The organism is Nocardia rhizosphaerae, from assembly GCF_042650365.1.
Taxonomy (GTDB): domain Bacteria; phylum Actinomycetota; class Actinomycetes; order Mycobacteriales; family Mycobacteriaceae; genus Nocardia; species Nocardia rhizosphaerae.
Map to the genome: position 1 here is coordinate 1,138,656 of NZ_JBHSBA010000015.1, position 22,737 is coordinate 1,161,392.

Consider the following 22,737-nt stretch of genomic DNA (forward strand, 5'->3'; position numbering starts at 1 on the left):
GCCCGGACGGAGTCACCGATGACCGCCGCGAGTCACCGCGCCCCGGCGGTGCGTGCCGGACCGCGCACGGCGCGGGCAGGGTCGGGACCGGTACCCACCGGGGCGTGACCGGGACCGCCCGGCTCCTCGCCGGTGCGCACCGGCCACCTGCCGGGTGCCGCGGTATACGCGGGCAGCGCCGCGCGGCGCCGGTGCCTGCCCTGGACCGGCCGGACCGCCCGGTGCACGGCCACCGCGGTGACCGCCCCGATCAGGACGAGCCCCGCCCACACCAGCCGGTCGGCACCCGCTGAGCGGGCGAGCCCGAAGACCGCCCCGGTGGCCAGGTTCCCCGCCAGGATCGCGACGCCGACGATCGTGTTGTAGAAGCCGTAGTGCGTCGCGACCAGCCTGCCACCGGACATCGCGACCACCGTATCCATCTCGAACGGGAAGACCGCGGCACTGCCCACCGCGAGCACCGCGGCCGCGAGCAGCACGGCCACCGCCGCCGCGACCGGCCCCCACCGCGCCGGACCCGGCACCAGCGCGAGCGGCAGGAACGCCACCGCCAGCACCCCGAGTCCGGCGACGAGCCCGCCCCCGGTGCCCCACCGGGCCCGGAACCAGGCCGTGATCCGCAGCTGCCCGGCGACGGTGACGATGCCGGAGACCACGAACACCGAGGCCGTGAGGAGCTGGGCACTACCCGCCGAGACGACCTCGGCCTGCAGCGGCAGCGCCAGATACACCTGAAACGAGAGCACATACGACCCGCCCATCGCCACGGCGAAGGCGAGGAAGCGCCGGTTCCCCGCGATCGCGCGCCAGTCGGCGAGCACCGAGGTCGACGTGGTCTCGCCCCGGCGTTGCGGCAGCGCACACAATTGCGCCACCGACAGCAACGCGAAGATCACCGCCGCGCCCGCGGCCGTCCACCGGAAGTCCAGTCCGAGCAGCGCCACGCCGACGAGCGGTCCGGCGAGGATCCCCGCCTGATAGAACACGTTGAACACGGCGAAGGCTTCCACCCGCCGCTCCCCCGCCTCGGTCGCCAGGTAGGCACGCACCGCGGGATTGAACAGCGCACCAGCGAAACCCGTTGCAGCCGAAGCGATCAGCAGCATCGGCAGCGTGGTGGCGAAGATCAGGGCCGCGAAGCCGGCGGTGCGCAGCAGACAGCCGGCGACGATGAGCGGTTTGTAGCCGAGCCGGTCGGCCAGCGTGCCGCCGAGCAGGAACATGCCCTGCTGGGAGAAGTTCCGCACGCCGAGGACCAGGCCGACCGCCCAGGCCGCGAGACCGAGCGGGCCCGACAGGTAGCCGGCCAGATACGGCATCAGCATGTAGAACCCGAAGTTGATGCCGAACTGGTTGAGCATCAGTAGCCGGGCGGGCGTGTCGAATCCGGCGAACGCGCGCAAGGTTCTCACGCGGTCACCAACCCGGTGCCCGGTCCGGACGCGGTGGCCGGGTCGACGACGGTCGCGCAGCGCGTCCACGAACCGACCACCCGTTCGGCCGGATGCGCCATGGTCGCCGGGTCCAGCGGCGGTGGACCGGTGAGCAGGCCGTGGTCGCGGCAGTAGGCGTCGTTGTACACGGTGTCGAAATAGCGGTGCGGGCCGTCGGGGAAGATCGCGACGATCCGTGTTCCCGGATCGGTCCGCCTGGCCACCCAGCCCGCGACCAGCGCGACGGCGCCGACGCTCCAGCCGCCGGTGGCGTAGTGCGTGGCGGCCAGGGTGCGGCACGCCCACACCGCCTCCGCCGGTGCCACCCAGTGGATTTCGTCGAACGCGGCGTAGTCGACATTGGCCGGGCGGATGCTCGAGCCGAGGCCGCGCATCAGGCGGGGGCCCGCGGGCTGACCGAAGATGGTCGAGGCCACGGTGTCGACGCCGATGAGGCGCAGCCGTGGCTGATGTCTGCGCAGTTCCCGTGCGACACCGGCGGAATGGCCGCCGGTGCCCACCGCGCACACCAGCACGTCGACCTGTCCGATCTGCTCGAGCAGTTCGGTGGCGAGCCCGGTGTAGCCGTCGGCGGCGTCCGGATTGCCGTACTGGTCGGGGCACCAGGCGGCCGGCTCGGCGGCGAGCAGCTCGGCCACCCGGTCGCGCCGCGCCTGCTGCCATCCGCCGGTGGCATGCGGGCGCGCCACCAGCTCTACCCGCGCGCCGAAGGCGGCGAGCATGCGGGCGACGATCGGTTCCAGTCCGGGATCGGTCACCACGGTCACCGGATGCCCGTGCACGAGCCCGGCCAGCGCGAGGCCGAGCCCGAGTGTGCCGCTGCTGGATTCGATGATCCGTGCGCCCGGTGCGAGCTCGCCGCGTTCGCGCGCCCTGCGCACCATGTGCAGGGCGGGACGGTCCTTCATACCACCGGGATTGAACCCTTCCAGCTTGGCCCAGAACCCACGGTCGGCGGCGGCAAGCGGGGCCCCCACCCACATCACCGGGGTGTTTCCCACCAGCGCCTGTGGCCGGTCTGCGATCGCGGCGGCGGTCCGGTCGAGCACGAATTCCTGCATATCTGTCGCTTTCTGTGTCGTCCGCCTGGCACAGCGGAACGGACGTGAACGGGCAGCGGACACCGGCGGGCCAGGTGTTGGCCCGCCTGGCGCTGACCGATCAGCGTCGACAGATGCAGAACTGAGTGAGGACGATGCGGCCGCCGCGCGAGCGCGGCGCCGACCGCGGCGGGCCGCGTCCGGTCGCGGGGAGCGCGCCGAGGCCGGTGACGAGCACGACGGCGATGGCGCCGAGCAGGGCGAGTACCGGCAGGATGAGCCCGTCGGCCGGGCCGGGGACCCCGGCGACGCAGTGGTCGGGCAGCGGCAGATCGGGCAGGTGGCCCGCGCCGTCGGCGACCACGGCGACCAGGCCTGCCCCGACACCGGTGCCGTGATGGTCGTCGTGCTGCGCCGTGCCGCAGTCGATCATGAGGGCACCCACCGCGGCCACGACGGCCAGCACGGCGAACAGGATCCGGGCGGGGCGGGGACGACGGTCAGCCGGGTGACCCACCGTTGCTCCTTCCCGCGCGTCGACGAACTCCGCCGACCAACCTACTACGCATCGGCGTAGACCCTGATCAGCCCGGTGCCGGACCGCGTTTCGCGCACGAACGCCCGACAACTCGGCCCCGTCGCGCACAGGGGCGGGACGGGGCCGGAGTCGTTCGGAACGGGCGGGGAACTACACGCGTTCCTTGGATCGGGTACGCACCCGCAGGGCGATCGGCTTGGACGTTTCGGCGAAGAAGTCGTTGCCCTTGTCGTCGACGACGATGAACGCCGGGAAGTCCTCCACGTCGATCTTCCACACCGCTTCCATACCGAGCTCCGGGTACTCCAGGACCTCGACGTTCTTGATGCAGTCCAGCGCCAGGCGGGCGGCCGGGCCACCGATGGAACCGAGGTAGAAGCCGCCGTGCTCGTTGCACGCCTTGGTGACCTGGGCGGAGCGATTTCCCTTGGCCAGCATGATCATCGAGCCGCCCGCGGCCTGGAACTGGTCGACGTAGGAGTCCATGCGGCCTGCCGTGGTCGGCCCGAAGGACCCCGACGCGTAGCCATCGGGGGTCTTGGCCGGACCGGCGTAGTAGACGGCCATATCGCGCAGGTATTGGGGCATCGGCTCGCCCGCGTCGAGGCGTTCCTTGATCTTGGCGTGCGCGATATCGCGGGCGACGACCAGCGGGCCGGTGAGCGAAAGGCGGGTCTTCACCGGGTATTTCGACAGTTCGGCGCGGATCTCGTCCATCGGCCGGTTCAGGTCGATCTGCACCACGTCGCCACCGAGGATCTGCTCGGTCTGCTCCGGCAGGTACTGGGCCGGTTCGGTTTCCAGCTGTTCCAGGAAGATGCCGTCTTTGGTGATCTTGGCCAGCGCCTGACGGTCGGCCGAGCAGGACACCGCGATGGCGACCGGGCAGGAGGCGCCGTGCCGGGGCAGGCGGACCACGCGCACGTCGTGGCAGAAGTACTTGCCGCCGAACTGGGCGCCGATGCCGAACTCGCGGGTGAGCTGGAAGACCTCCTCCTCGAGCTCCAGATCACGGAAGGCGTGGCCGGTGATCGAGCCCTCGGTGGGCAGGTTGTCCAGGTAGTGCGCCGAGGCGTATTTGGCCGTCTTCAAGGCGAATTCGGCGCTGGTGCCGCCGATCACCACGGCGAGGTGGTAGGGCGGGCAGGCGGCGGTGCCGAGCGAACGGATCTTCTCGTCGAGGAACTCGAGCATGCGCTCGGGGTTGAGGACGGCCTTGGTCTCCTGGTACAGGAACGACTTGTTGGCCGAGCCGCCGCCCTTGGCCATGAACAGGAACTTGTAGACCGGGTTGTCGGCGTCGCCCTCGGTCGAGTACAGCTCGATCTGGGCGGGCAGGTTGGAGCCGGTGTTCTTCTCGTCCCACATGGTGATGGGGGCGAGCTGGGAGTAGCGCAGGTTCAGCGTGGAGTAGGCGTCGAACACACCGCGGCTGATCCACTCGGCGTCGTCGACGCCGGTGAGCACGCCCTCGCTCTTCTTGCCCATCACGATCGCGGTGCCGGTGTCCTGGCACATGGGCAGCACGCCGCCCGCCGAGATGTTGAGGTTCTTCAGCAGGTCCAGCGCGACGAAGCGGTCGTTACCCGAGGACTCGGGATCGTCGATGATCTTGCGGAGCTGCCGCAGATGGGCGGGGCGCAGGTAGTGGCTGATGTCGTGGATCGCGGTCTCGGTGAGCAGCCGCAGTGCCTCCGGCTCGACCTGCAGGAAGGTCCGGCCGTTGTGCTCGAAGGTGCTGACGCCTTCGGTGGTGAGCAGACGGTACGGGGTGTCGTCGGCGCCGATCGGCAGCAGATCGGAATAGCGGAACTCCGGCGCGGTCACGAATCGCACTCCTCGGGTGGCAGGTCAGGCAAGCCCCCGGAGCCTATCGAGCAGCCCCACGGACCACCGGGTTAGGCAACCCTATGTGATGAGGAATCCTAGATCTGAACCAAGATCGAGGTTGCACGTTCAACCCAAACGGTGCTACCCATTCTCCCGAACGTGGCGGGGAGTGCACCGTTCCAATCCGAAGCCTGCACCTTCAGAATCCGGAGCTCGATCGTGACCGATCCACAGTGGCTCGATGATGTCGAAATGCGCGCCTGGCTGGGCTATGTCCGCACCCGCGACCTGATCGCCGCGGCGATCGGGCGCGATGCGGTCCGGGCCGCCGACCTCAGCTGGGTGGAGTACTCGGTGCTGGTCAACCTCGCCGACGCCCCGGGACAGCGGCTCACCTTCGCCGATCTGGCAGGCGTGCTGGAATGGTCGCAGAGCAGGCTTTCGCACCAGATCACCCGCATGCAGAAGCGCGGGCTGGTGACCAGGGAGACCATGCCGCACGACCAGCGCCGCACCGTCGCCCGCCTCACCCCCGCGGGCGGCCAGCTGCTCACCACCGCGGCCCCCGCCCACGTCCGCAGCGTGCGCAGGCACATGATCGACGTGCTCGACCGCGGCCAGCTCGCCGCCCTCGCCGAGATCTACGACGTGCTGATCAACCACCACCGCAGCGCGGCGGGCGGATTCGAACACACCGGCCGGGACGAGACCTCGCTCGCCGGCGGCGAACCGGCGGCCGACCTCGCGTGAACGCCTAGCTGCCGGAACCGAGCTGTCCTCGCCGCCGGACCGACCGGTGCCGAGCCGCCGCGCTGCACCGTCCCGCCCGTGGCGGGCACGCCGCGATTTCCCGGCACCGCGCTTTCGGGTGGATCCGGCCATGGCGGCGCCACCGCGCGTGCGCGATGGCGCCGCAACCGCCACCGACGTTGCCCGAGCACCCCGGCACACCGGTGGACCGCAGGCGGTGATGCGCTACTTGCCCACGAGTTCCGGTGCGGCGCGCGGGCGTTCGCCGTCGACGGGCACGCCGAGTGCGCGTTCGAAACCGTCCGGGACGATGATGTCGCCGCGGCCGAGGTCGGCGATCGAGGTCTTGCGCAGGCCCAGCAGGGCCGAATCGATACCCCCACGCAGGATGTCGAGGACGTTCTCCACGCCCGCCTGCCCGTTGGCAGCCAGGCCCCACAGGTAGGCGCGGCCGATGAGCACCGCGCGGGCGCCGAGGGCAACGGCCTTGACGACATCGCTGCCGCGCCGGATGCCGCCGTCGAGCACCACCTCGATCTGGCTGCCGACGGCGTCGACGAGCACCGGCAGCGCGCGGATCGCGGCGGGGGTGCCGTCGAGATTGTTGCCGCCGTGGTTGGACACCGAGATGCCCGCGACGCCCGCATCGACCGCGCGCAGTGCGTCGTCGACCCGCATCACGCCCTTGAGCAGGACAGGGCCATCCCACTGCGCGCAGATCCAGGCCACATCATCCCAGTCCGGTGCGGGGGTCTGCATCCATTCGCCGTAGGCGCCGAAGAATCCGGGGGCGGCGCCACCGCCGACCGCCATATTGGGCGCGGTGAGGTCGGGGATGGAACCCGAGCGCAGGTAGGTGGCCAGCCAGCGCGGGCGGGCCAGGGTCTGCGGCGCGAACTTCATCATGGTGCGCAGGTTCAGCGATTCCGGGATCTGCGGGCTGCCCCAGTCGCGGCCGTGCGAGAACGACCAGTCCAGGGTGAGAATGAGCCCGACCGCGCCCGCGGCCTTGGCCCTGGCCATCCGCTCGAGGATCTGGTCCCGGTTGCCGCACCAGTACAGCTGGAACAGAGTGGCCGGGTTGGCGGCGATCACCTCTTCGACGGACTTGCTGGCGAACGAGCTCAGCCCCATCGCGATGCCACGGGCCGCGGCGGCCCTGGCGACGGCGACCTCACCGTCGGGGTGCACCGCCTGCACCCCGGTGGGCGAGATCATCACCGGCATCGACAGCTGCTGGCCGAGCACGGTGGTGGACTGGTCGCGCTCGCCGATCGGGCCCGCGCAGTGCGGGGCGAAGCCGAGTTCGGTGAACGCGGTCTGATTGTCCTCGATGGTCTGGCCGCGTTCCGAGCCCGCGATCAACGCGCCGTAGACCGATTTCGGCAGGCGCTTGCGGGCGCGGCGCTGCGCCTCGGCGACGGTCTCGAACCAGGGGTTCATCGGTGGGGTCCTTCCTCGTGGTCCTGCGGCCACCAGCGGCCCAGGTCTGCCAGTAGTGCGGTGGTGGCCGCGCGCAGCAGCGCGGCGCCTTCGTCGGCGTCGGCCCCGGTGGGGTCGCCGAGAATTCCGTTGGGGCTCACGGCCCGCACGCCGCCCGCCCGCAGCAGCGGCAGCAGTTCGGGCAGCGGGCGCCGGTCGCCCGGTTCGGCCAGCTCGGTGCGCACCCGCTCCGGCGACAAGGCGAGCTGGATGGCGGTCTCGGTGCGGCCCGCGTGCGGATCGCCGCTGTAGCCGGGCGAGAACAGCCGCACGTCTCGCGACTCGGCGCGCAGCAGCGCGACCGCGCGCCGCAGCGTCTCCACATTGCCGCCGTGCCCGTTGACCAGCACGATCCGCGAGAAGGTTTCGGCGGCCGAGCGGCACAGTTCCACCACGAGCAGTTCGAGGGCGGCCTGCCCGATCGACAGCGTTCCGGCGAAGCCCGCGTGCTCACCGCTCGCGCCGTAGGGCACCGCGGGCGCGACGAGCAGCCCGGCGCGCTCGGTGGCGGCACCGGCGCACACCGCGGCGGCGATGTCGGTGTCGGTCGACAGCGGCAGGTGCGGGCCGTGCTGCTCGGTGGCTCCGAGCGGGATGAGCAGAGTCACTCCCGTGGCGGCACATGCGCCCGCCTCGGGCCATGTGAGGTGGGCCACGAACATGCGGCAACATTAACGTCAGTCACTGACATAATCAAGGTCCTTACGCTGTATCCATGCCCGCCCCGTCACCGCGCACCCATCGCGGTCGCCCGCCGCGCACCACGCGCCGCGAACTCGAAGTCATCGCCATGAAGTTGTTCGCCGAGTACGGCTTCGACGAGGTCACCGTCGAACGGATCGCGGCCGCGGCCGGGGTGAGCGAGCGGACCTTCTTCCGGTACTTCCCGAGCAAGACCGAGGTGCTGTGGCACCAGTTCGACAACGAGGTCGCCGATCTGCGCGACGCCTTCGCCGCGGTACCCGACGACGAGCCGATGATGGCGGCGGTACGCCGGATCGTGGTGGCGGCCAACCGATACCGCCCTGAGGACATTCCCGAACTGCGCACCAGGATGCGGCTGGTCTCCGGGGTTCCCGCGCTCTCGGCGGGCGCGGGCGCGCACTACGACGCGTGGGAACGCGCGGTCGGCGAGTTCGCCGCGCGCAGACTCGGCACCGACCCCGCCGACCTGATCCCCCTCGCCGTCGGCCGCACCACGCTGGCCGCGGCACGCGCCGCCTTCGACGCCTGGCTGGAGCGCGGCGACACCCCCCTGACCGACTACCTCGACCGGGCCCTGCGCGCCCTCGAGCGCGGGTTCGTCCCGGAGTAGCGGGCAGCTCCCCCGTAACCGGCAGGTTTGCGGAGCGGTACGGACGGGGTATGAGTAGGCTCGAGTCGCGCGCCGCGCGTCCGAACAGCGAATGTCGTCGAAAGGGGCAGGAATTTCCATGTCCGAGGTGTCCACGGGTCTTTCGGCGGATTCGCTGCCCGCGCAGCAGCTCGACGATCTGCTCCCGCAGCTGGTCGAGCACCTGCGGCAGAACCGCACGGGACTGCGCGAGGAGTGGGCGCGGCGCATCACCGAGGCCGAGCTGCTCACCGCGATGACCCCGGATGAGATCTTCTCCGAGGCCACCTCGATGTACGACAACTACGTCGAGGTGCTGGTCACCGGTAGCGTCGAGGCGCTGCAGGCCTACGCTCGCGACCTGTCCGAGCGCATCATTCCGCGAGGCGTCGAGACCGACGAGGTCATCGGCATCGTCCTGCTGTTGCGCGACGTGCTGGCCCGCAGCTTGTTCGAGAAATACCAGTCCAATTTCGAGCTGCTCAACCGCGTGCTCGACGCCTACGAGCCGGCCGCCAACCGCATCGCCAACACCGTGGCCGTCTCCTTCGTGCAGGAGCGCGAGCGCGTCATCAGCCGCCAGCAGGAGGCCATCCGCGAGCTGTCGACCCCGGTGCTGCAGGTGCGTGAGCAGCTGCTCATCCTGCCGATCATCGGTGTGCTCGACTCCCAGCGCGCCCGCCAGCTCACCGAGCAGCTACTGCGCGCGATCCGCGCCAACCGCGCCAAGGTCGTCGTCATCGACATCACCGGTGTGCCCGCGATCGACTCCGTGGTGGCCAACCACCTGGTGCAGACCGTCGACGCCTCCGGGCTGATGGGCGCCAATGTGATCATCACCGGCCTGTCCTCGGAGATCGCCCTCACCCTGGTGACCATCGGTCTCGACCTGTCGAAGATGAACGCTGTCGGCGACCTGCAGGGTGGCATCGAAGAGGCCGAGCGGTTGCTCGGCTACGAGGTCTCTCGGGTGACCGAGCGCCTGGCCGAGCGAGACGGGCGCTGATCAGGCCCACCATGCCGGTTCCCATCCTGAAACAGGGCACATACCTGATCGCCTCGGTGCAGTCGGCGCTGACCGACGCCGATACCGAGCGGCTGCAGGACGACCTGATGAAGCAGGTCAGCCGTTACCGTGCCACCGGCATCATCGTCGACGTCACCGCCATCGACGTCATGGACTCCTTCGCGGCGCGCTCGCTGCGTACCATCGCGCACATGACCCAGCTGCGCGGCGCCGAGACCGTGATCGTCGGGTTGCAGCCCGAGGTCGCGTTCGCCATGGTTCAGCTCGGCCTGACCTTCGAGGACATGCACACCGCGCTGGATCTGGAGGAGGGCCTGGCCTGGCTCAATCGGCATCCGCGTAGCCGAAGAGACGGTCGTGACAGTGGCCGCTGAGCAGGTTGTGATCGCGGTCAAAGTGTCCGAGGACATCGTGACCGCACGACAGGCGGGCCACGAGCTCGGCGCGCAACTCGGCTTCACCCTCACCGACCGCACCATGATCTCCACCGCCATCTCCGAAATCGCCCGCAATATCACCAGCTACGCGGGCAGCGGGGAGATCCGCTTGCTGGTCGACCTGCGCGAGGGCAGGCGAGCGCTGATCGTGCAGGCCGAGGACCAGGGGCCGGGAATCCGCGACATTCCGCGCGCGCTCGGCGACGGCTACTCCACCGGGCGTGGCCTCGGACTCGGCCTGCCCGGCGCGCGCAGGCTGATGGATCGGCTCACCATCGATTCCGCCCCCGGCCGCGGGACGTTGATCGAGATGTGGAAGTGGGTACCCGACGGTGCATGAGGACGGGATCATCGGCCGCACGGAGTGGTCGGCCGCCGGCCGGTCACTGCCGGGCCAGGAGGTCTCCGGTGACCGTGCCGTCGTTCTCGACACCGGCGACGGCGGGGCGCTGTTCGGCGTGCTCGACGGCCTCGGTCACGGTGGCGCCGCCGCCGAGGCCGTCGATCGCGCGACGGTCATCCTGTCCGAGAATCGCGGCGAACCGCTGGATGTGCTGATGGTGCTGTGTCATCGCGCGATGGTCGACACCCGCGGCGCCGCGATGTCATTGGCGCTGATCGGGCCGGGTGAGACGCTGCAGTGGCTCGGTGTCGGCAATGTCGAATCCCGCCTGCTCACCAAGGGTCCGGCCGGTCCGGAGCTGCGCGCGACCATGCTGCTCACCGGCGGAATCGTCGGCTACCGGCTGCCCGCCCACCTGCAGCCGCAAACACTGCCGATCCGCCCTGGTGATCTGCTGCTGATGGCGACCGACGGGATCGTCGCGGTCGGCCCCGAATCGGTCGATCTGGGCAGGCCCGCCGCCACCATCGCGGGTGATCTGCTCGCCCGCGACGCCAAGGAGACCGACGACGCGCTGGTGCTCGCGGCCCGATACCGCGGCGCCTGCCCATGAGAGGTTGCCGATGAGCGCTGTCCTGGCCGCATTCCTCGACGACTATGCGACGGCACTGCGCCGCCACGTCGCCGCGCCGGGCCAGGCGGGCCTCACCGAGGGCTACGACCTCGGCAGGCGTGCCCTGGTGGAGGACATCAGCCTGCTCGACCTCACCGAGCACCACTACCGCACGGTGACCGAGTTCGCCGGCGCGCCCGCGGATCCGCGCCGGGCCGAGGTGGCACTGGAGTTCCTGTTGCAGACGATGGCCGCGCTCGACATCGCGACCCGCGGCTACCTCGACGGCACCCGCCGCTACGAGCAGGAGCGCTCTCGCGCCGAGGATCTGGCCGGGCGCGACGCGTTCCGCACCGCGCTGGTCGAGTCGCTGCAGGACGGCTTCTTCGTCGCCGACGCCCGCGGCACGATCGTGGAGGTGAACTCGGCCTTCGGCGTGCTCACCGGCTACGACGCCGACGAGGTGCCGTTTCCGCTGCCGCATCCGTGGACCCTGTCCGAAGCCGCAGGCTATCCCCAGATCGGTACGGAGGCTTCGCGATTCGTGCTGCCGATCCGGCACCGTGACGGCCGGGAACGCTGGCTTGCGGTGAGCGCGAGCTCGCTGGTGAAACAGGAGAGCGGCGAGGAGATCTTCGTCGGCACGGTGCGCGATGTGACCGCCGAGCACGACGCGCAAGCCAGGGATCAGGCGGCCTCGCGGCTGGCCACCGCGGTCGGCGCCGCCACGAGCATGGTGGAGGTGCTCGCGGTCGGGCTCGACGAGCTGCGCCGGACCATGGGCGCGCAGACCGCGCTGGTCGCGGTGTGGCCGAGCCGTACCGGCCAGCCCGACGTGTACTCCTGCGGTGCGCCCGAACTCGCAGACAGCGCCGACGGCGCTGCCCGATTCACCGCGGCGCCGGTGCCCGACCCGGCGGGCCGGATCACCCTCGACGAGGACGTGCGCGTGCTGCTCGACCGCGCGCGCAGGCAGCCCGCACGCGGGCTGACCGCGATCACCGCCGACGAGAGCGGGGTCGAAGCGGTCCTCGCGCCGCTCGGCGAGACCGGTGACGCCGCGCTGTGGGTGCGGTTCGCGACGCCACGCGCGATCAGCGCCGCCGACTGGGCGCTGTACTCGCTGCTGGTCGGGCATCTCAGCGTCGCCCTGCAGCGCGCGCGCAACTTCGATCAGGCCCGCGCGACCTCGCTGACCCTGCAGCGCGCCATGCTCGGCCCGATCGAGTTGCCGCCGCGGTTCTCGGTGCACTACGAACCGGCGCTGCCACCGCTCGAGATCGGCGGCGACTGGTACGACGTGGTGCCGCTGCGGGACGGCACCATCGGTGTCGTGGTCGGCGACTGTGTCGGCCGTGGCCTGTCGGCGGCGGTGGTGATGGGCCAACTGCGCACCGCGGCACGGGCTCTGCTGTTGCGCGGGGCCGGTCCGGCGCAGTTGCTCGCCGAACTCGACGCGGTCGCCGCGCGGATTCCGGGCGCCATGTGCACCACCGTGTGCGCGGCCGTGCTCGATCCGGCGCGCGGCATGGTCCGCTATTCCAACGCCGGGCACATGCCGCCCATCCTGGCACCGCCGGGCGGGCCGGGCCGCATCCTCGAGGGTGGGCGGGCGGTACCGCTGGCGACGTTCGACACCCCACGCAGACCGGAGGCCACGACCGCGCTGCCGCCGGGCGCGACGCTGGTGTTGTTCACCGACGGTCTGGTCGAGCAGCGCGGCTACGACATCGAGGAGGGCTTCGGCAAGATCGCCGAGGTGCTCAGCGAGACCGGGGCCGCGCTGCCACGCGATGTGGCCGACGCGGTGCTGTCGCGGCTGTGCCCGCCCGCGGGCTACGACGACGACGTGGCCATGGTCGTGTACCGGCAGCCACCCGAGCCGTTGCGGCTCGACATCCCCGCCGTCGCGGCGGAACTGACCGGGCTGCGGCGCGACCTGTACCGCTGGTTCGCCACCGCCGCTGTCCCACACGATCTGGCCGCCGACCTGGTCGCCGCCGCCAACGAGGCGTGCAGCAACAGCGTCGAGCACGCCTACCGCGACACCGAGCCGGGACGGGTCACGCTCACCGCCACCTGTGCGGGCGACCGGGTGGTGATCGAGGTCGCCGACACCGGCCGCTGGATCCCGACGCCCACCGACCCGGGTGTCCGTGGCCGCGGTGTGGAGATGATGCGGGTGCTCACCGAGGAGCTCGAGTTCGGCAACGACGAGAACGGCACCAGGGTGCGCATGTGGGTGACGCTGCCGTCGATCACCTTCCCGACCGCGAATCCGCTGCGCGGCTCGACGCGCCCGTCGGCGCTGCACGCACGCGACTGACCCGGGACGACACCACATGTCGTCCCGGGCGCGGTCGTGCCCCTCAGACCGCCGTGGTGTCGTAGGCGTCCACGTCGAAGCGGCGCAGCAGCCGGTGGAACCGGAAGCTGAAGTCCGGCCACAGCCGCGACTGCCTGCCCTGCTCGTCGACGAACCAGCTCGTGCAATCACCACCGTTCCAGACGGTGCCGCCGAAGTCGGCCCGCAGCTTCCGGTTGTAGTCGGCCTGAGCCGCCGCCCCGACCTCCACCGTCCGCAGTCCCTCGGCGCGCATGGTCGCGAGCGCGTCGCGGATGTAGTTGATCTGGGATTCGATGGTGAACACCGCCGAGGTGTAGCTCAGCGCCGAGTTCGGCCCGATCATCAGGAACATGTTCGGGAAGCCGGCCACGGTGGTGCCCTTGTACACTTCGGGCCCTTCGGTGTCGAACACCTCCGACAGGGTGCGCCCGTCCCGGCCGCTGATCAGCTCGTACACCGGGGAGTCGCTGATCCGGAAGCCGGTGGCGAGCACGATCACGTCGACGGCGCGTTCGGTGCCGTCGACGCCGATGATCGAGTCCGCCGTGATCTCGCCGATCCCGTCGGTGATCACCTCGACGTTGTCGCGGGTCAGGGCCGGGTAGTACTCGTTGGAGACGAGCATTCGTTTGCACCCGAGCCGATAGCCGGGGACGAGCTTGCGACGCAGCTCCCGGTCCCGGACCACCCACCACAGCTTCAGCCGGGCGCCTGCGGCGAAGAACCCGGCCAGCGCAGGGAACTTGGCCTGCCACAGCACGAACGACTCGCGCAGCCAGTACACACCGGCCCGCGCGAGCCGGCGCGCGGCCGGAACACGCCGGTACAGCAGGCGTTCGGGCAGCGTGTATCGGTGCCCGAAGCGTGGCAGCACCCAGGGGGCGCTGCGCTGGTACAGCTGCAGCCCGCCGACCGTTGCCGCGATGGCAGGCACGATCTGGATGGCCGAGGCCCCGGTACCGACCACCGCGACCCGCTTGCCGGTGAGGTCGACCTCGTGGTCCCAGCGCGCGGAATGGAACAGCGCGCCACCGAAGGTGCTGATGCCCTTGATCTCCGGCAGTTTCGGGGCGCTCAGCGGACCCGCCGCCGAGACCAGGACGTCAGCGGTGTACGCGTCGCCGCCCGCCCTGATGTCCCAGCGGCAGGTCTCGGTGTTCCAGCGCGCCTCGGTCACCTCGCAGCCGAGCCGGATCGATGCGCCGATTCCGAAGCGCTCGACCACCTCGTGGAGGTAGCGCTGGATCTGCGGCTGGGTCGAGAACGAGTGGGTCCAGTCCCCGGACAGCGCGAACGAGTACGAATACAGCTGGGAGGGCACATCGCAGCCGGCCCCGGGGTAGGTGTTGTCGCGCCAGGTGCCGCCGATCTCGGCCGCGCGTTCGAACACGACCAGGTCGGTGACCCCGGCCTGCCGCAGCCGGATCGCGACGCCGAGCCCGGCGAACCCGGCGCCGAGGATCGCGACCCGGACGTGCCGTGCGCCGCTCACGCGGTCTTCGCGGTGGTGTCGTAGGCCTCGAGGTCGAAGGTGCGGACCTGGCGCCGGTACCGGAAGCTGAAGTCCGGCCACAACGCCGAGTTGCGGCCGTGCTTGTCGAGGAACCAGCTGTTGCAGCCGCCGCCGACCCACACCGTGCGCGCGATCTTCGGATCCAGCGCCCGGTTGTAGGCGCGCTGGGTGTCCAGCTTCACCTCGAAGGTCTGCAGATTCTCGGCATCCATCCTGGTGATCGCATCGATCACGTAATTGAGCTGGGATTCGATGATGTAGATCAGCGAGGTGTAGTTGAGCCCCGAGTTGGCACCGAGCATGAAGAACATGTTGGGGAAGTTGGCGACCGTGGTGCCCTTGTACATCTGGTACCCCTCGGCGTCGGCCGCCTCCGAGGCCGTGCGGCCGTCGCGACCGGCATAGAGGTTGAAGGTGGGCGAATCGGCGACGTGGAAGCCGGTGGCGAGCACGATGGCGTCGACCTCGCGTTCGGTGCCGTCCTCGGTGACGATCGAGTGGGCCCTCACCTCGGCGATGCCGTCGGTGACCAGGTCGACGTCGGGCCGGTCCAGGGTGCGGTAGAACTTGTTCGACACCAGCATCCGCTTGCAGCCGATCCGGTGCTGGGGCAGCACTTTCCGCCGGGTGACCGGATCGCGGATCTCGAGCCACATCTTGGCCCGGCCGACCAGTTCCAGCAGCCTGCCCGTCCACGGTGCCTTCACCTGGGTGAGCACGAAGACCTCGCGGACGAGATAGATCAGCGAGCGGATCAGCCGCTGCAATCCGGGCACCCGCTTGAACGCCAAGCGCTCCACCGCGAGGTACGGCCGGTTGAACTGCGGCATCACCCAGGTCGCGGTGCGCTGATACACATCGAGCCGCTGCGCCTGCGGCGCGATGGCCGGGATGATCTGCACCGCGGAGGACCCGGTGCCGATGACGGCCACCTTCTTGCCCGCCAGGCTCGCCTGGTGATTCCACCGCGCCGAGTGGAAGATCTCACCTTCGAAGCTCGAGATGCCCTTGATATCGGGCAGATTCGGTTCGGCGAGCACGCCGGCCGCCGAGACGACGAAGTCGGCGGTGAAGCCACCGCGCGCGGTGTCGATCTCCCAGCGGCGCGCGGTGTCGTCCCAGCGGGTGGCGGTCATCGCGCAGTCGAACAGGTGCTTGTCGCGCACGCCGTACCGGTCGGCGACACCCTGCAGGTACCGTTCGATCTCCGCCTGCGGCGAGAACGATCGCGACCAGTCGGGATTGAGCGCGAACGAGTACGAGTACAGGTGCGAGGGCACGTCACACCCGGCACCGGGATAGGTGTTGTCGCGCCAGGTGCCGCCCACATCGGGGCCGCGCTCGACCACGACATAGTCGGTGATGCCCGCCTGGCTCAGCCGGATGGCGGTGCCGAGCCCGGACAGGCCGCTGCCGACGATCAGCACCCGGACATGGCGCCGGGTCTGTCCGCCCGGCGTGGTGGTGTCGCTACTGCTCATGACGGTCGTCCTCAGCGGGCTTCGTAGATTCGTTTGTGACCGGATACCGCGGCCAGCCGGTACGGGCGGCGGGTCTGCTCCGGCATGGCGTGGTAGGCGCCGTCGCTGGGCGAGCCCGCCTCGTGCAGCGCACGGTAGTGCTCGTAGCCGATCGGCTCGCGCGAGTCGATGGCGGCGCGGTTGGCCTCGGTGCGCAGGTGCTCGCGGTAGCCGGGGACCACGGTGCCGCTGAAGAATTCGGCGACACTGCCGGATCCGTAGCTGATCATGGCCAGCGGCTGGTCGGTGAGATCGGCGGTGTCGTCGAGCAGCGCGGCCAGGCCGAGATACAGCGACGCGGTGTAGCTGTTGCCGACGGTCCGGTTGTACCGGGTGGTGGCCCCGATGGCGGCCTCGATCTCGGCGGCGTCGGCGGTGTGGCCCTGGCTTTCGAGCAGGTGCCGGTGGGCCTTGTAGGCCATCTTGGTGAACGGCTGGTGGTAGCAGAACGCGGCGAACTCCGTCAGCTCACGCCCGCCCTGGCGCCGGTAGTCGCTCCAGGCCTCCTGGGCCGCCTTCTGGTAGGCGTTGACCGAGGTCTTGCCGTCGACGATGGCGGCACTGCGGTAGTTGGGCCGCCAGAAGTCCATGATGTCGGCGCTGTAGAGCCCCGAGATCGGATCGAGCCGCAGGATCGCGGGGTCGGCGGTGACGAGCATCGCGACCGCGGCGGCGCCCTGGGTCGGCTCGCCGGGCGAGTCCAGGTCGTACTTGGCGATGTCGGCGGCGATCACCAGCACCCGCTGGGCCGGGTCGCGGGCGATGAGTCCCGCGGCGAACTGCAGCCCGGCGGTACCGCCGTAGCAGGCCTGCTTGAGCTCGACCACGCGCGCGGCGTTGGGCAGCCCGATCAGCGAATGCAGATACAGCGCGGCCGCTTTGGACTGGTCGACACCGGTTTCGGTGGCCAGCAGCACGGTGCGGATGTTTTCGGTGCCGTGCCGGTCCAGGATCGGCTTCGCGGCCGCGGCGGCGATGGTGACGATGTCCTCGTCGGCCGCGGCGACACTCATCTTCTCCTGGCCGATACCGAGGTAGAACTTGTCGCGGTCCACCCCGAGGCGTTCGGCGAGGACGGCGTGGTCGAGGGCATAGTGGGTGGTGGCGAACGACAGGTCGTCGATACCGATCGGGAATGTAGTCATCGTTGGGTTCCGTTGCTCGTGGTTGACCGCTCGAATTGGGTGTGGGCGCGCATCAATTCCCCGCGGTTGGTCTGTGCGGCCATCAGCGACAGCTCGCCACACAGCACGGACGCCGCCGCGATGACGGCGAGGCGGCGCGCGTTGGCGCCGGGTTCGCCCTCGGCGCGGCAGCCGAGGCGCTCGAGATTCTCGTCCACGAAACTGGCGTGCTTGCCGTTGCCGACGGTGCCGACGATGAGATTGGGCAGCGTGCACGAGAAGTACAGGTCACCGTCGCGGTCCTCGGCGTGCGTGACGCCCTGGGAACCTTCGACGATATTGGCGGCGTCCTGGCCGGTGGCCAGGTAGAACGCGAGCAGCATGTTCGCGTAATGGGCGTTGGCGGAACGGATTCCGCCCGCGAGCAGGGTGCCGATCAGGTTCTTGCGGATATTGAGCTGCACCACCTGGGCCGCGGTGGTGTGCAGCCGCTGCTCGACGACCGCGCGTGGCACGAGCAGTTCGGTGACGACGTTCTTTCCGCGCCCCAGGATGCCGTTGACTGCCGTCGCCTTCTTGTCGGTGCAGAAGTTGCCCGAGATCGAGCCGTAGCGCACCCCGGCCACGGTGGCCAGGATGTGGTCCATCAGGTGGTCGCTGGCGAGGGTGGCCATATTGTGGCCGGAGGCGTCGCCGGTGCTGAATTCGAAGCGCAGGAACAGCAGATTGCCGTTGATCTGGTGGTGCAGGTCGATCAGCCGGGCGAAGCGGCTGCTGCCTGCCACCACCTCCTGCAGCTCGGCGAAGCGGTCCTTCAGCGTGCGCACCGTGGTGAGCGCGGTGTAGGCGTCGTCGGCCTCGAGCAGGATCGAGCGGGTCATCCGCTCGTCGATCAGGGTGGCGACGATGCCGCGCTCGGTCAGGGTCGAGATCCGGGCGCCGCGCCCGACCGAGGGCCACAGCGGTGTCTCGTAGGTGGCGAGCGGGATGTCGACGGCGTCGTCGACGACATTGCCCGTGATGCGCACGGGTCCCACCCACTGCAGCGGAACCGCTGCGTACGACATGTCATTCACCGATGACTCCTCCTCGGTCTCTCGATTCGCGCCACCAGGGGCTCCGGTGCGCTAGGGACGCCACGTCGATGCCGCGCAGGGCGCAGAAGGTCGCGACGTCGCCGGTGATCAGCAGATCGCAGCCGGCCAGCTCGGCCGGGGTGCGGGCGCCGAGCACGGTCAGGATCTGGCGCAGCTGGTCGTGCCAGGTACGGATCTGGCCGATCAGCGCGTCGGTGTCGTGGCGGACGACGGTGTCGAGGAACGCACCGGCGACGCCGGTGGCCGTGGCGCCGAGCGCGAGCGCCCTGGCGATGTCGAGCGGTGAGCGGATGCCGCCGGTGGCCGCGATGTCGATGCCGTCGATACCGGCGCAGTCGAGCAGACAGTTCGGGGTGGACTGACCCCAGCTCTCGATGAACGCGAAATCGCCTGCCGGGCGACGGGAGTTCTCGATCCTGGCGAAGTTGGTGCCGCCGCGTCCGCCGACGTCGGCGACCGCGACACCGGCATCGCGCAGCCAGGTAACGGTCTGACGGCTCAGGCCGAAACCTACCTCCTTGACGATCACCGGGATCGGAACTCCGGCGACGAGGTGCTCGATCTGGCGCGGCCACGACCCGAAGGAGCGGTCGCCCTCCGGCATCACCGCCTCCTGGACGGAGTTGAGGTGGATCTGCAGCGCATCGGCCTCCAGCAGCTCGATGGCGCGCAGCGCCTGCTCCACCGTGGCGTTCGCGTTGACATTGGCCAGGACGACCCCGTGCGGGTTCTCCTGGCGCAGCACCCGGTAGGTGTCGGCGACAGCGGGATCGCGGAAGTAGGCGCTCATCGACCCGGTGGCGATCGGCACCCCGGTTTCGCGGGCGGCGATCGCCAGTTTCCGGTTGATCTCGCCGGTTTTGGCGCTGCCACCGGTCATCGCGTTGACGAACAGCGGGCTGTCCCAAGGCTTTCCCGCGAAGTCGATTGCCAGCGACACGTCCGCACTGTCGATGCCTGCCAGGGCGTGATGGACGAAGGTGACGCAGTCGAAGTCGTTGCCGCCGGTGTCGGCGCGGCGCTGGTCCACCGCGTGGCGGACGTGGTCGTCCTTGCGGTCGGCGATCATGCGATGCCTCCTTCGGCCGGGTGGACCCGCAACGGGAGCGGCCGGATACCCGCCGCCACCCAGTGGTCGGTGAGTGCGGTGCCCGCGGCGGTGTGGGTGCGGTCGAGCAGGGCGATGCCGCAGTCGCCACCGCCGGCGCCCGACGGTTTGGCGGCGGCGCCAACAGCCGCGCCCGCCGCGCAGAGGGCGCGCAGGCGCGGGGTCATGATTCCGAGCCCTTCGGCGTCATCGAGGGTTTGCAGCAGGACACGCGCGCGGTCGATCTCGGCACTCGCCGCGACGGCGTCGTCGGCCGCGATGGCCGCGCCCAGCCTGCCGACACAGGCATCGCTTTCGGTGCGGAACACCGAACGATCATGGTCAGCAGCGCTTTTCGCGCCGAGTCCGGCGACCAGCGCCGGGGTGGAGGCGGGTTCGCCGGTCCAGCCGACATGCAGGGCGATCGCGTCCGGCGCGGGCAGCGGTCGTACCGCCAGGCCCGGCCATGGCGCGCGCAACGCGGCCTCGAGGCCACCGGCTTCGACCACCGCGGCGACGGCGCCACGATCGGGCGATCCGTAGACCAGCCAGCCGCCCCAGGTGCTCGCGGCCACATCGCCACCGGAGGCACGCGGATTGACCTGGATCGTCGCCAGCATGGCCAGCCGGTACCGGTCCATCGTGGTGAGCGCGAGCCCGTGGAACCGGCCGAGCGCGGCGACGGCCGCCACGGTGACGGCCGCGCTGGAACCGAGTCCGTACTTGCGGCCGTCGGCGTCACCGAGGTCGGCGGTGACATCGAGAAAGTAGGGGCGCACAGCGATCCCCCGCTCGCGACACAGCCGGTCGAGGACCGAGGCCACGGCGAACACATAGGAGAAAGCCGCGGGCACGGCTGCGCCGGGATCACGGTCGCCGGTCGCCGGTGACAAGCGGTCCCCGATTCGGGTACAGGTCAGTGTCAGACCGCCGTGCAGGTCGGTGCGCAGGGTGATGCCGGGGCCCGGCGCCTCGGTCACGGTGGCGGTCGCGTACCGGTCGACCGCGGCGAGCACCGCGAGGTGGCCGGGTGCGACGACCGCGTACTCCCCCGCGATGAAGAGCTTGCCCGGTGCGCGGCAACTGATCATCGGGTACCGCCCGTCACTGTGACGCCGGGGCCGATGTGCGCCGTGCGGGTGGTGACGAAATCGCCGAGCCCGTCGATGGTGTCGGCGACCAGGGCCGCGTCGGCCCGGGTGCACAGCACCTTGACGTTGGGCCCGGCGTCGATGGTGGCGTAGGCGGGAACGCCGTCGGCGCGCAGGGCGAGCACCGCGTCCAGCACGGCCAGCGAATGCGGGGACAGGTAGCGGATGCCGGGGCGGGCGGTGAGCATGGTCGCGTGCATGCCGAGCGCGTTGCGTTCGGCGATCTCCCCGATCGCGGGAAGGTCGCGGCGGGCGACGGCTTTGCGCATCTCGGCCAGATCGGTCACCGACGACTCGGCCCACGGGCGATAGAACGGGGAGGTCTCGATGGTGCGGCGCATCGCCTCCCGGCTCGACACCGCCTTCTCCCCCGCGGCGACGACCGCGACCACCAGCGCCGGATCCAGGTCGCCGCCGCCGATCGGCTCGGCGTAGGAGCTGAGGTCGCCCGCCGCCCCGTCGCCCTCGCCCGCGTGCCACACGACGAAGCCGCCGAAGATCGAGCGCGACGCCGAACCGGAGCCGCGCCGTGCCAGCCGCGACAACGCGCGCCCGTCCAGGTCGAGCCCATAGGCGGCGGCAGCGGCAGCGGCCAGTGCGGCGAACCCACTGGCCGAGGACGCCAGGCCCGCTCCGGTCGGACCCGCGTTGGCGGTCACGACTTCGGCCCGGTCGGTGCGGCCCGCGTGCGCACGGACCAGGTCGAGGAACTTCTCGATCTTGGTCAGCGCGGCGCCGGTGGCGGGGCGGTCGTTGAACAGGACGGTGTCGGCGGGGCCGTCGATCAGCCGGACCGCCGTGGTCGTCGGGAACACGTCGAGCGTCATCGACAGACTGCCGGTGACCGGCAGGAACAGGGTCTCGTCGCGCTTGCCCCAATATTTGACCAGGGCGATGTTGGGGTGGGCGACGGCGACGGCTCGCTCCCCCGGTCGCACGGACACGGCCGGGGCCGCGGAAGTGGATGTCATGACGTGATCTCGCGTTCCGGTATCGGGGTCGGGGACGAGCGCAGGCTCTGCGCGGTGACCGTCCAGGTCCGCACGGCACCGGCGCGGCGCAGGGCGTCACGCACCGCGGGCGCGGTGCCGGTGGCGGCGAGCGCGAGCACGCAGCCACCGAGTCCGGCGCCGGTGAGTTTGGCGCCGAACGCGCCGGCGTCGAGCGCGGCGCGCACGAGCTCATCGATCTGCGGGGTGCTGACGCCGAGTTCGGCTAGCAGCCCCTGGAATTCGAGCATCGCCGCGCCCAGCGCCGCCGTCCGTCCCGCGGCGAGATCGGCGGCGGCGGACGTGATCAGCGCATCGGCTCGGTCGAGCTGCCCGCGCGCGGCGCGCGGATCGCGCGCGAGTCTGCGCCGCACTCCGGCGACCGCCTGCTGGGTGGAGCCGGGTACCCCGGTGTCGGCGAGCACGAGGTCGGCGTCGACCGCGAACGCGATCGGCCGGGCGATACCCCGCTCGAACAGGATCGGTCCGCTCGCCAGCACCGCGCCGGCGTCGATCCCACTGGCGCGGCCGTGGGCGACCTGCTCACCGCACTGCACCAGCTCGTACAGGCTGCCGGGATCGACGATCCGCCCGTACAGGTCGGCGACGGCCCGCACCGCGGCACCCGCGCACGCGGCACTGGAGCCGAGCCCGCGCGCCAGCGGGATATCGCAGTCGATGCGCACCTCGACGGGTTCGCCGCCGAGCCCCCAACGCCGCAGTGCCTCCTCGACCGCCACCCGCGGCCCCGACTCGGTCCCGTCGGCGCCGACCGCTCCGACCGAAAACCGGAAATGGCCCGCGGCGCCGGGGCCGAAGTCCGTATCGTGGAGACCACGGCGGGCGATCGCGCGAACGGGCAAGGCGGGCAACGGAAACGCGACCGCCGGGGTGCCGTGCACCACGGTGTGCTCACCGAGCAGGATCGCCTTGGCATGCGAATGTCCCACGCCGACGGCCGGATCCGGCACGGTGGCGCGGCGATCTCGAACGGGCTGACCGTTCACGTCGATTCCTCTCCCGAACCAGGGCAGTGTCCGCCCAGCGTGCTCCGGCACCGGA

Annotated in this window: 21 protein-coding genes; 7 read left to right on the plus strand and 14 right to left on the minus strand. The window is 70.6% G+C overall.

The annotated features are described in order from the left end of the window. Nucleotides 1-32: 32 nt before the first annotated feature. The 4 genes from ACFOW8_RS27455 to ACFOW8_RS27470 all read right to left on the minus strand — a co-directional run bounded on the left by ACFOW8_RS27455 (nucleotide 33) and on the right by ACFOW8_RS27470 (nucleotide 4,859). Nucleotides 33-1,412, minus strand: a complete 1,380-nt coding sequence (locus ACFOW8_RS27455) for an MFS transporter (protein WP_378554448.1) — start codon at nucleotides 1,410-1,412, stop codon at nucleotides 33-35. After that, complete coding sequence (locus tag ACFOW8_RS27460) at nucleotides 1,409-2,515, minus strand: PLP-dependent cysteine synthase family protein (protein WP_378554449.1); 1,107 nt, start codon at nucleotides 2,513-2,515, stop codon at nucleotides 1,409-1,411. The genes ACFOW8_RS27455 and ACFOW8_RS27460 overlap by 4 nt, the downstream gene beginning before the upstream one ends. Before the next feature lie 100 nt (nucleotides 2,516-2,615). After that, a complete protein-coding gene (gene lpqS, locus ACFOW8_RS27465; RefSeq protein ID WP_378554450.1) occupies nucleotides 2,616-3,011 on the minus strand; it encodes a putative copper homeostasis (lipo)protein LpqS in 396 nt (131 codons plus the stop codon). A 171-nt stretch (nucleotides 3,012-3,182) separates the two neighbouring features. Continuing rightward, entirely contained in the window at nucleotides 3,183-4,859 is a 1,677-nt protein-coding gene (locus ACFOW8_RS27470) for a fumarate hydratase (protein ID WP_378554451.1), read from the minus strand. A 222-nt stretch (nucleotides 4,860-5,081) separates the two neighbouring features. On the opposite strand from ACFOW8_RS27470, the gene ACFOW8_RS27475 reads away from it, so the two are divergent. Beyond that, nucleotides 5,082-5,612 carry a MarR family winged helix-turn-helix transcriptional regulator gene (locus ACFOW8_RS27475; protein WP_378554452.1) on the plus strand — a complete coding sequence of 177 codons (531 nt, stop codon included), beginning with the start codon at nucleotides 5,082-5,084 and terminating at the stop codon, nucleotides 5,610-5,612. 225 nt (nucleotides 5,613-5,837) lie between these two features. Here ACFOW8_RS27475 and mftD read toward each other — a convergent pair whose 3' ends face one another. After that, nucleotides 5,838-7,055: a pre-mycofactocin synthase MftD gene (gene mftD, locus ACFOW8_RS27480; RefSeq protein ID WP_378554453.1), complete on the minus strand. Its 1,218-nt coding sequence runs from the start codon at nucleotides 7,053-7,055 to the stop codon at nucleotides 5,838-5,840. After that, nucleotides 7,052-7,756: a mycofactocin biosynthesis peptidyl-dipeptidase MftE gene (mftE, locus tag ACFOW8_RS27485; RefSeq protein ID WP_378554454.1), complete on the minus strand. Its 705-nt coding sequence runs from the start codon at nucleotides 7,754-7,756 to the stop codon at nucleotides 7,052-7,054. Before mftE ends, mftD begins: the two co-directional genes overlap by 4 nt. Nucleotides 7,757-7,809: 53 nt before the next feature. Here mftE and mftR point away from each other — a divergent pair, with 53 nt between their 5' ends. The 6 genes from mftR (at nucleotide 7,810) to ACFOW8_RS27515 (ending at nucleotide 13,173) form a co-directional block, all read left to right on the plus strand. Continuing rightward, on the plus strand, nucleotides 7,810-8,409 hold the full coding sequence (gene mftR, locus ACFOW8_RS27490; protein WP_378554455.1) for a mycofactocin system transcriptional regulator: 600 nt from the start codon (nucleotides 7,810-7,812) through the stop codon (nucleotides 8,407-8,409). A gap of 118 nt (nucleotides 8,410-8,527) precedes the next feature. Then, on the plus strand, nucleotides 8,528-9,433 hold the full coding sequence (locus ACFOW8_RS27495) for an STAS domain-containing protein (RefSeq protein ID WP_378554456.1): 906 nt from the start codon (nucleotides 8,528-8,530) through the stop codon (nucleotides 9,431-9,433). A gap of 11 nt (nucleotides 9,434-9,444) precedes the next feature. Beyond that, nucleotides 9,445-9,828, plus strand: coding sequence for an STAS domain-containing protein (locus tag ACFOW8_RS27500; protein WP_378554457.1), 384 nt, complete (start codon nucleotides 9,445-9,447; stop codon nucleotides 9,826-9,828). Beyond that, the gene (locus ACFOW8_RS27505) at nucleotides 9,818-10,231 is read left to right on the plus strand and encodes an ATP-binding protein (RefSeq protein ID WP_378554698.1); all 414 of its coding nucleotides are present in this window, start codon (nucleotides 9,818-9,820) and stop codon (nucleotides 10,229-10,231) included. The genes ACFOW8_RS27500 and ACFOW8_RS27505 overlap by 11 nt, the downstream gene beginning before the upstream one ends. Beyond that, a complete protein-coding gene (locus ACFOW8_RS27510) occupies nucleotides 10,224-10,847 on the plus strand; it encodes a SpoIIE family protein phosphatase (protein ID WP_378554458.1) in 624 nt (207 codons plus the stop codon). Before ACFOW8_RS27505 ends, ACFOW8_RS27510 begins: the two co-directional genes overlap by 8 nt. 10 nt (nucleotides 10,848-10,857) lie before the next feature. Beyond that, nucleotides 10,858-13,173, plus strand: a complete 2,316-nt coding sequence (locus ACFOW8_RS27515) for a SpoIIE family protein phosphatase (protein WP_378554459.1) — start codon at nucleotides 10,858-10,860, stop codon at nucleotides 13,171-13,173. A 43-nt stretch (nucleotides 13,174-13,216) separates the two neighbouring features. Here ACFOW8_RS27515 and ACFOW8_RS27520 read toward each other — a convergent pair whose 3' ends face one another. Genes ACFOW8_RS27520 through mvk form a run of 8 tightly spaced genes read right to left on the minus strand, consistent with a single transcriptional unit; the run spans nucleotide 13,217 to nucleotide 22,682 of the window. After that, nucleotides 13,217-14,686: a flavin-containing monooxygenase gene (locus ACFOW8_RS27520; RefSeq protein WP_378554460.1), complete on the minus strand. Its 1,470-nt coding sequence runs from the start codon at nucleotides 14,684-14,686 to the stop codon at nucleotides 13,217-13,219. Further along, nucleotides 14,683-16,188 carry a flavin-containing monooxygenase gene (locus ACFOW8_RS27525; RefSeq protein ID WP_378554462.1) on the minus strand — a complete coding sequence of 502 codons (1,506 nt, stop codon included), beginning with the start codon at nucleotides 16,186-16,188 and terminating at the stop codon, nucleotides 14,683-14,685. The genes ACFOW8_RS27520 and ACFOW8_RS27525 overlap by 4 nt, the downstream gene beginning before the upstream one ends. Nucleotides 16,189-16,199: 11 nt before the next feature. Then, nucleotides 16,200-17,372, minus strand: a complete 1,173-nt coding sequence (locus ACFOW8_RS27530) for a hydroxymethylglutaryl-CoA synthase (RefSeq protein ID WP_378554463.1) — start codon at nucleotides 17,370-17,372, stop codon at nucleotides 16,200-16,202. After that, entirely contained in the window at nucleotides 17,369-18,418 is a 1,050-nt protein-coding gene (locus ACFOW8_RS27535) for a hydroxymethylglutaryl-CoA reductase (RefSeq protein WP_378554699.1), read from the minus strand. Before ACFOW8_RS27535 ends, ACFOW8_RS27530 begins: the two co-directional genes overlap by 4 nt. Nucleotide 18,419: 1 nt before the next feature. Next, the gene (gene fni, locus ACFOW8_RS27540) at nucleotides 18,420-19,517 is read right to left on the minus strand and encodes a type 2 isopentenyl-diphosphate Delta-isomerase (RefSeq protein ID WP_378554464.1); all 1,098 of its coding nucleotides are present in this window, start codon (nucleotides 19,515-19,517) and stop codon (nucleotides 18,420-18,422) included. After that, on the minus strand, nucleotides 19,514-20,626 hold the full coding sequence (locus ACFOW8_RS27545) for a phosphomevalonate kinase (protein ID WP_378554465.1): 1,113 nt from the start codon (nucleotides 20,624-20,626) through the stop codon (nucleotides 19,514-19,516). Before ACFOW8_RS27545 ends, fni begins: the two co-directional genes overlap by 4 nt. Continuing rightward, nucleotides 20,623-21,657, minus strand: a complete 1,035-nt coding sequence (gene mvaD, locus ACFOW8_RS27550; protein ID WP_378554466.1) for a diphosphomevalonate decarboxylase — start codon at nucleotides 21,655-21,657, stop codon at nucleotides 20,623-20,625. The genes ACFOW8_RS27545 and mvaD overlap by 4 nt, the downstream gene beginning before the upstream one ends. Then, nucleotides 21,654-22,682, minus strand: coding sequence for a mevalonate kinase (gene mvk, locus ACFOW8_RS27555; RefSeq protein WP_378554467.1), 1,029 nt, complete (start codon nucleotides 22,680-22,682; stop codon nucleotides 21,654-21,656). Before mvk ends, mvaD begins: the two co-directional genes overlap by 4 nt. Nucleotides 22,683-22,737: the final 55 nt, after the last annotated feature.

What these genes read in the sequence shown, in the direction of transcription:
- ACFOW8_RS27515 (WP_378554459.1), top strand. Translation starts at nt 10,858, where the DNA reads ATGAGCGCTGTCCTGGCCGCATTCCTCGACGACTATGCGACGGCACTG.
- mftR (WP_378554455.1), top strand. Translation starts at nt 7,810, where the DNA reads ATGCCCGCCCCGTCACCGCGCACCCATCGCGGTCGCCCGCCGCGCACC.
- ACFOW8_RS27535 (WP_378554699.1), bottom strand. Translation starts at nt 18,418, where the DNA reads ATGTCGTACGCAGCGGTTCCGCTGCAGTGGGTGGGACCCGTGCGCATC.
- mftE (WP_378554454.1), bottom strand. Translation starts at nt 7,756, where the DNA reads ATGTTCGTGGCCCACCTCACATGGCCCGAGGCGGGCGCATGTGCCGCC.
- ACFOW8_RS27495 (WP_378554456.1), top strand. Translation starts at nt 8,528, where the DNA reads ATGTCCGAGGTGTCCACGGGTCTTTCGGCGGATTCGCTGCCCGCGCAG.
- ACFOW8_RS27500 (WP_378554457.1), top strand. Translation starts at nt 9,445, where the DNA reads ATGCCGGTTCCCATCCTGAAACAGGGCACATACCTGATCGCCTCGGTG.
- mvaD (WP_378554466.1), bottom strand. Translation starts at nt 21,657, where the DNA reads ATGACATCCACTTCCGCGGCCCCGGCCGTGTCCGTGCGACCGGGGGAG.
- mftD (WP_378554453.1), bottom strand. Translation starts at nt 7,055, where the DNA reads ATGAACCCCTGGTTCGAGACCGTCGCCGAGGCGCAGCGCCGCGCCCGC.
- ACFOW8_RS27530 (WP_378554463.1), bottom strand. Translation starts at nt 17,372, where the DNA reads ATGACTACATTCCCGATCGGTATCGACGACCTGTCGTTCGCCACCACC.
- fni (WP_378554464.1), bottom strand. Translation starts at nt 19,517, where the DNA reads ATGATCGCCGACCGCAAGGACGACCACGTCCGCCACGCGGTGGACCAG.
- ACFOW8_RS27460 (WP_378554449.1), bottom strand. Translation starts at nt 2,515, where the DNA reads ATGCAGGAATTCGTGCTCGACCGGACCGCCGCCGCGATCGCAGACCGG.
- ACFOW8_RS27545 (WP_378554465.1), bottom strand. Translation starts at nt 20,626, where the DNA reads ATGATCAGTTGCCGCGCACCGGGCAAGCTCTTCATCGCGGGGGAGTAC.
- ACFOW8_RS27525 (WP_378554462.1), bottom strand. Translation starts at nt 16,188, where the DNA reads ATGAGCAGTAGCGACACCACCACGCCGGGCGGACAGACCCGGCGCCAT.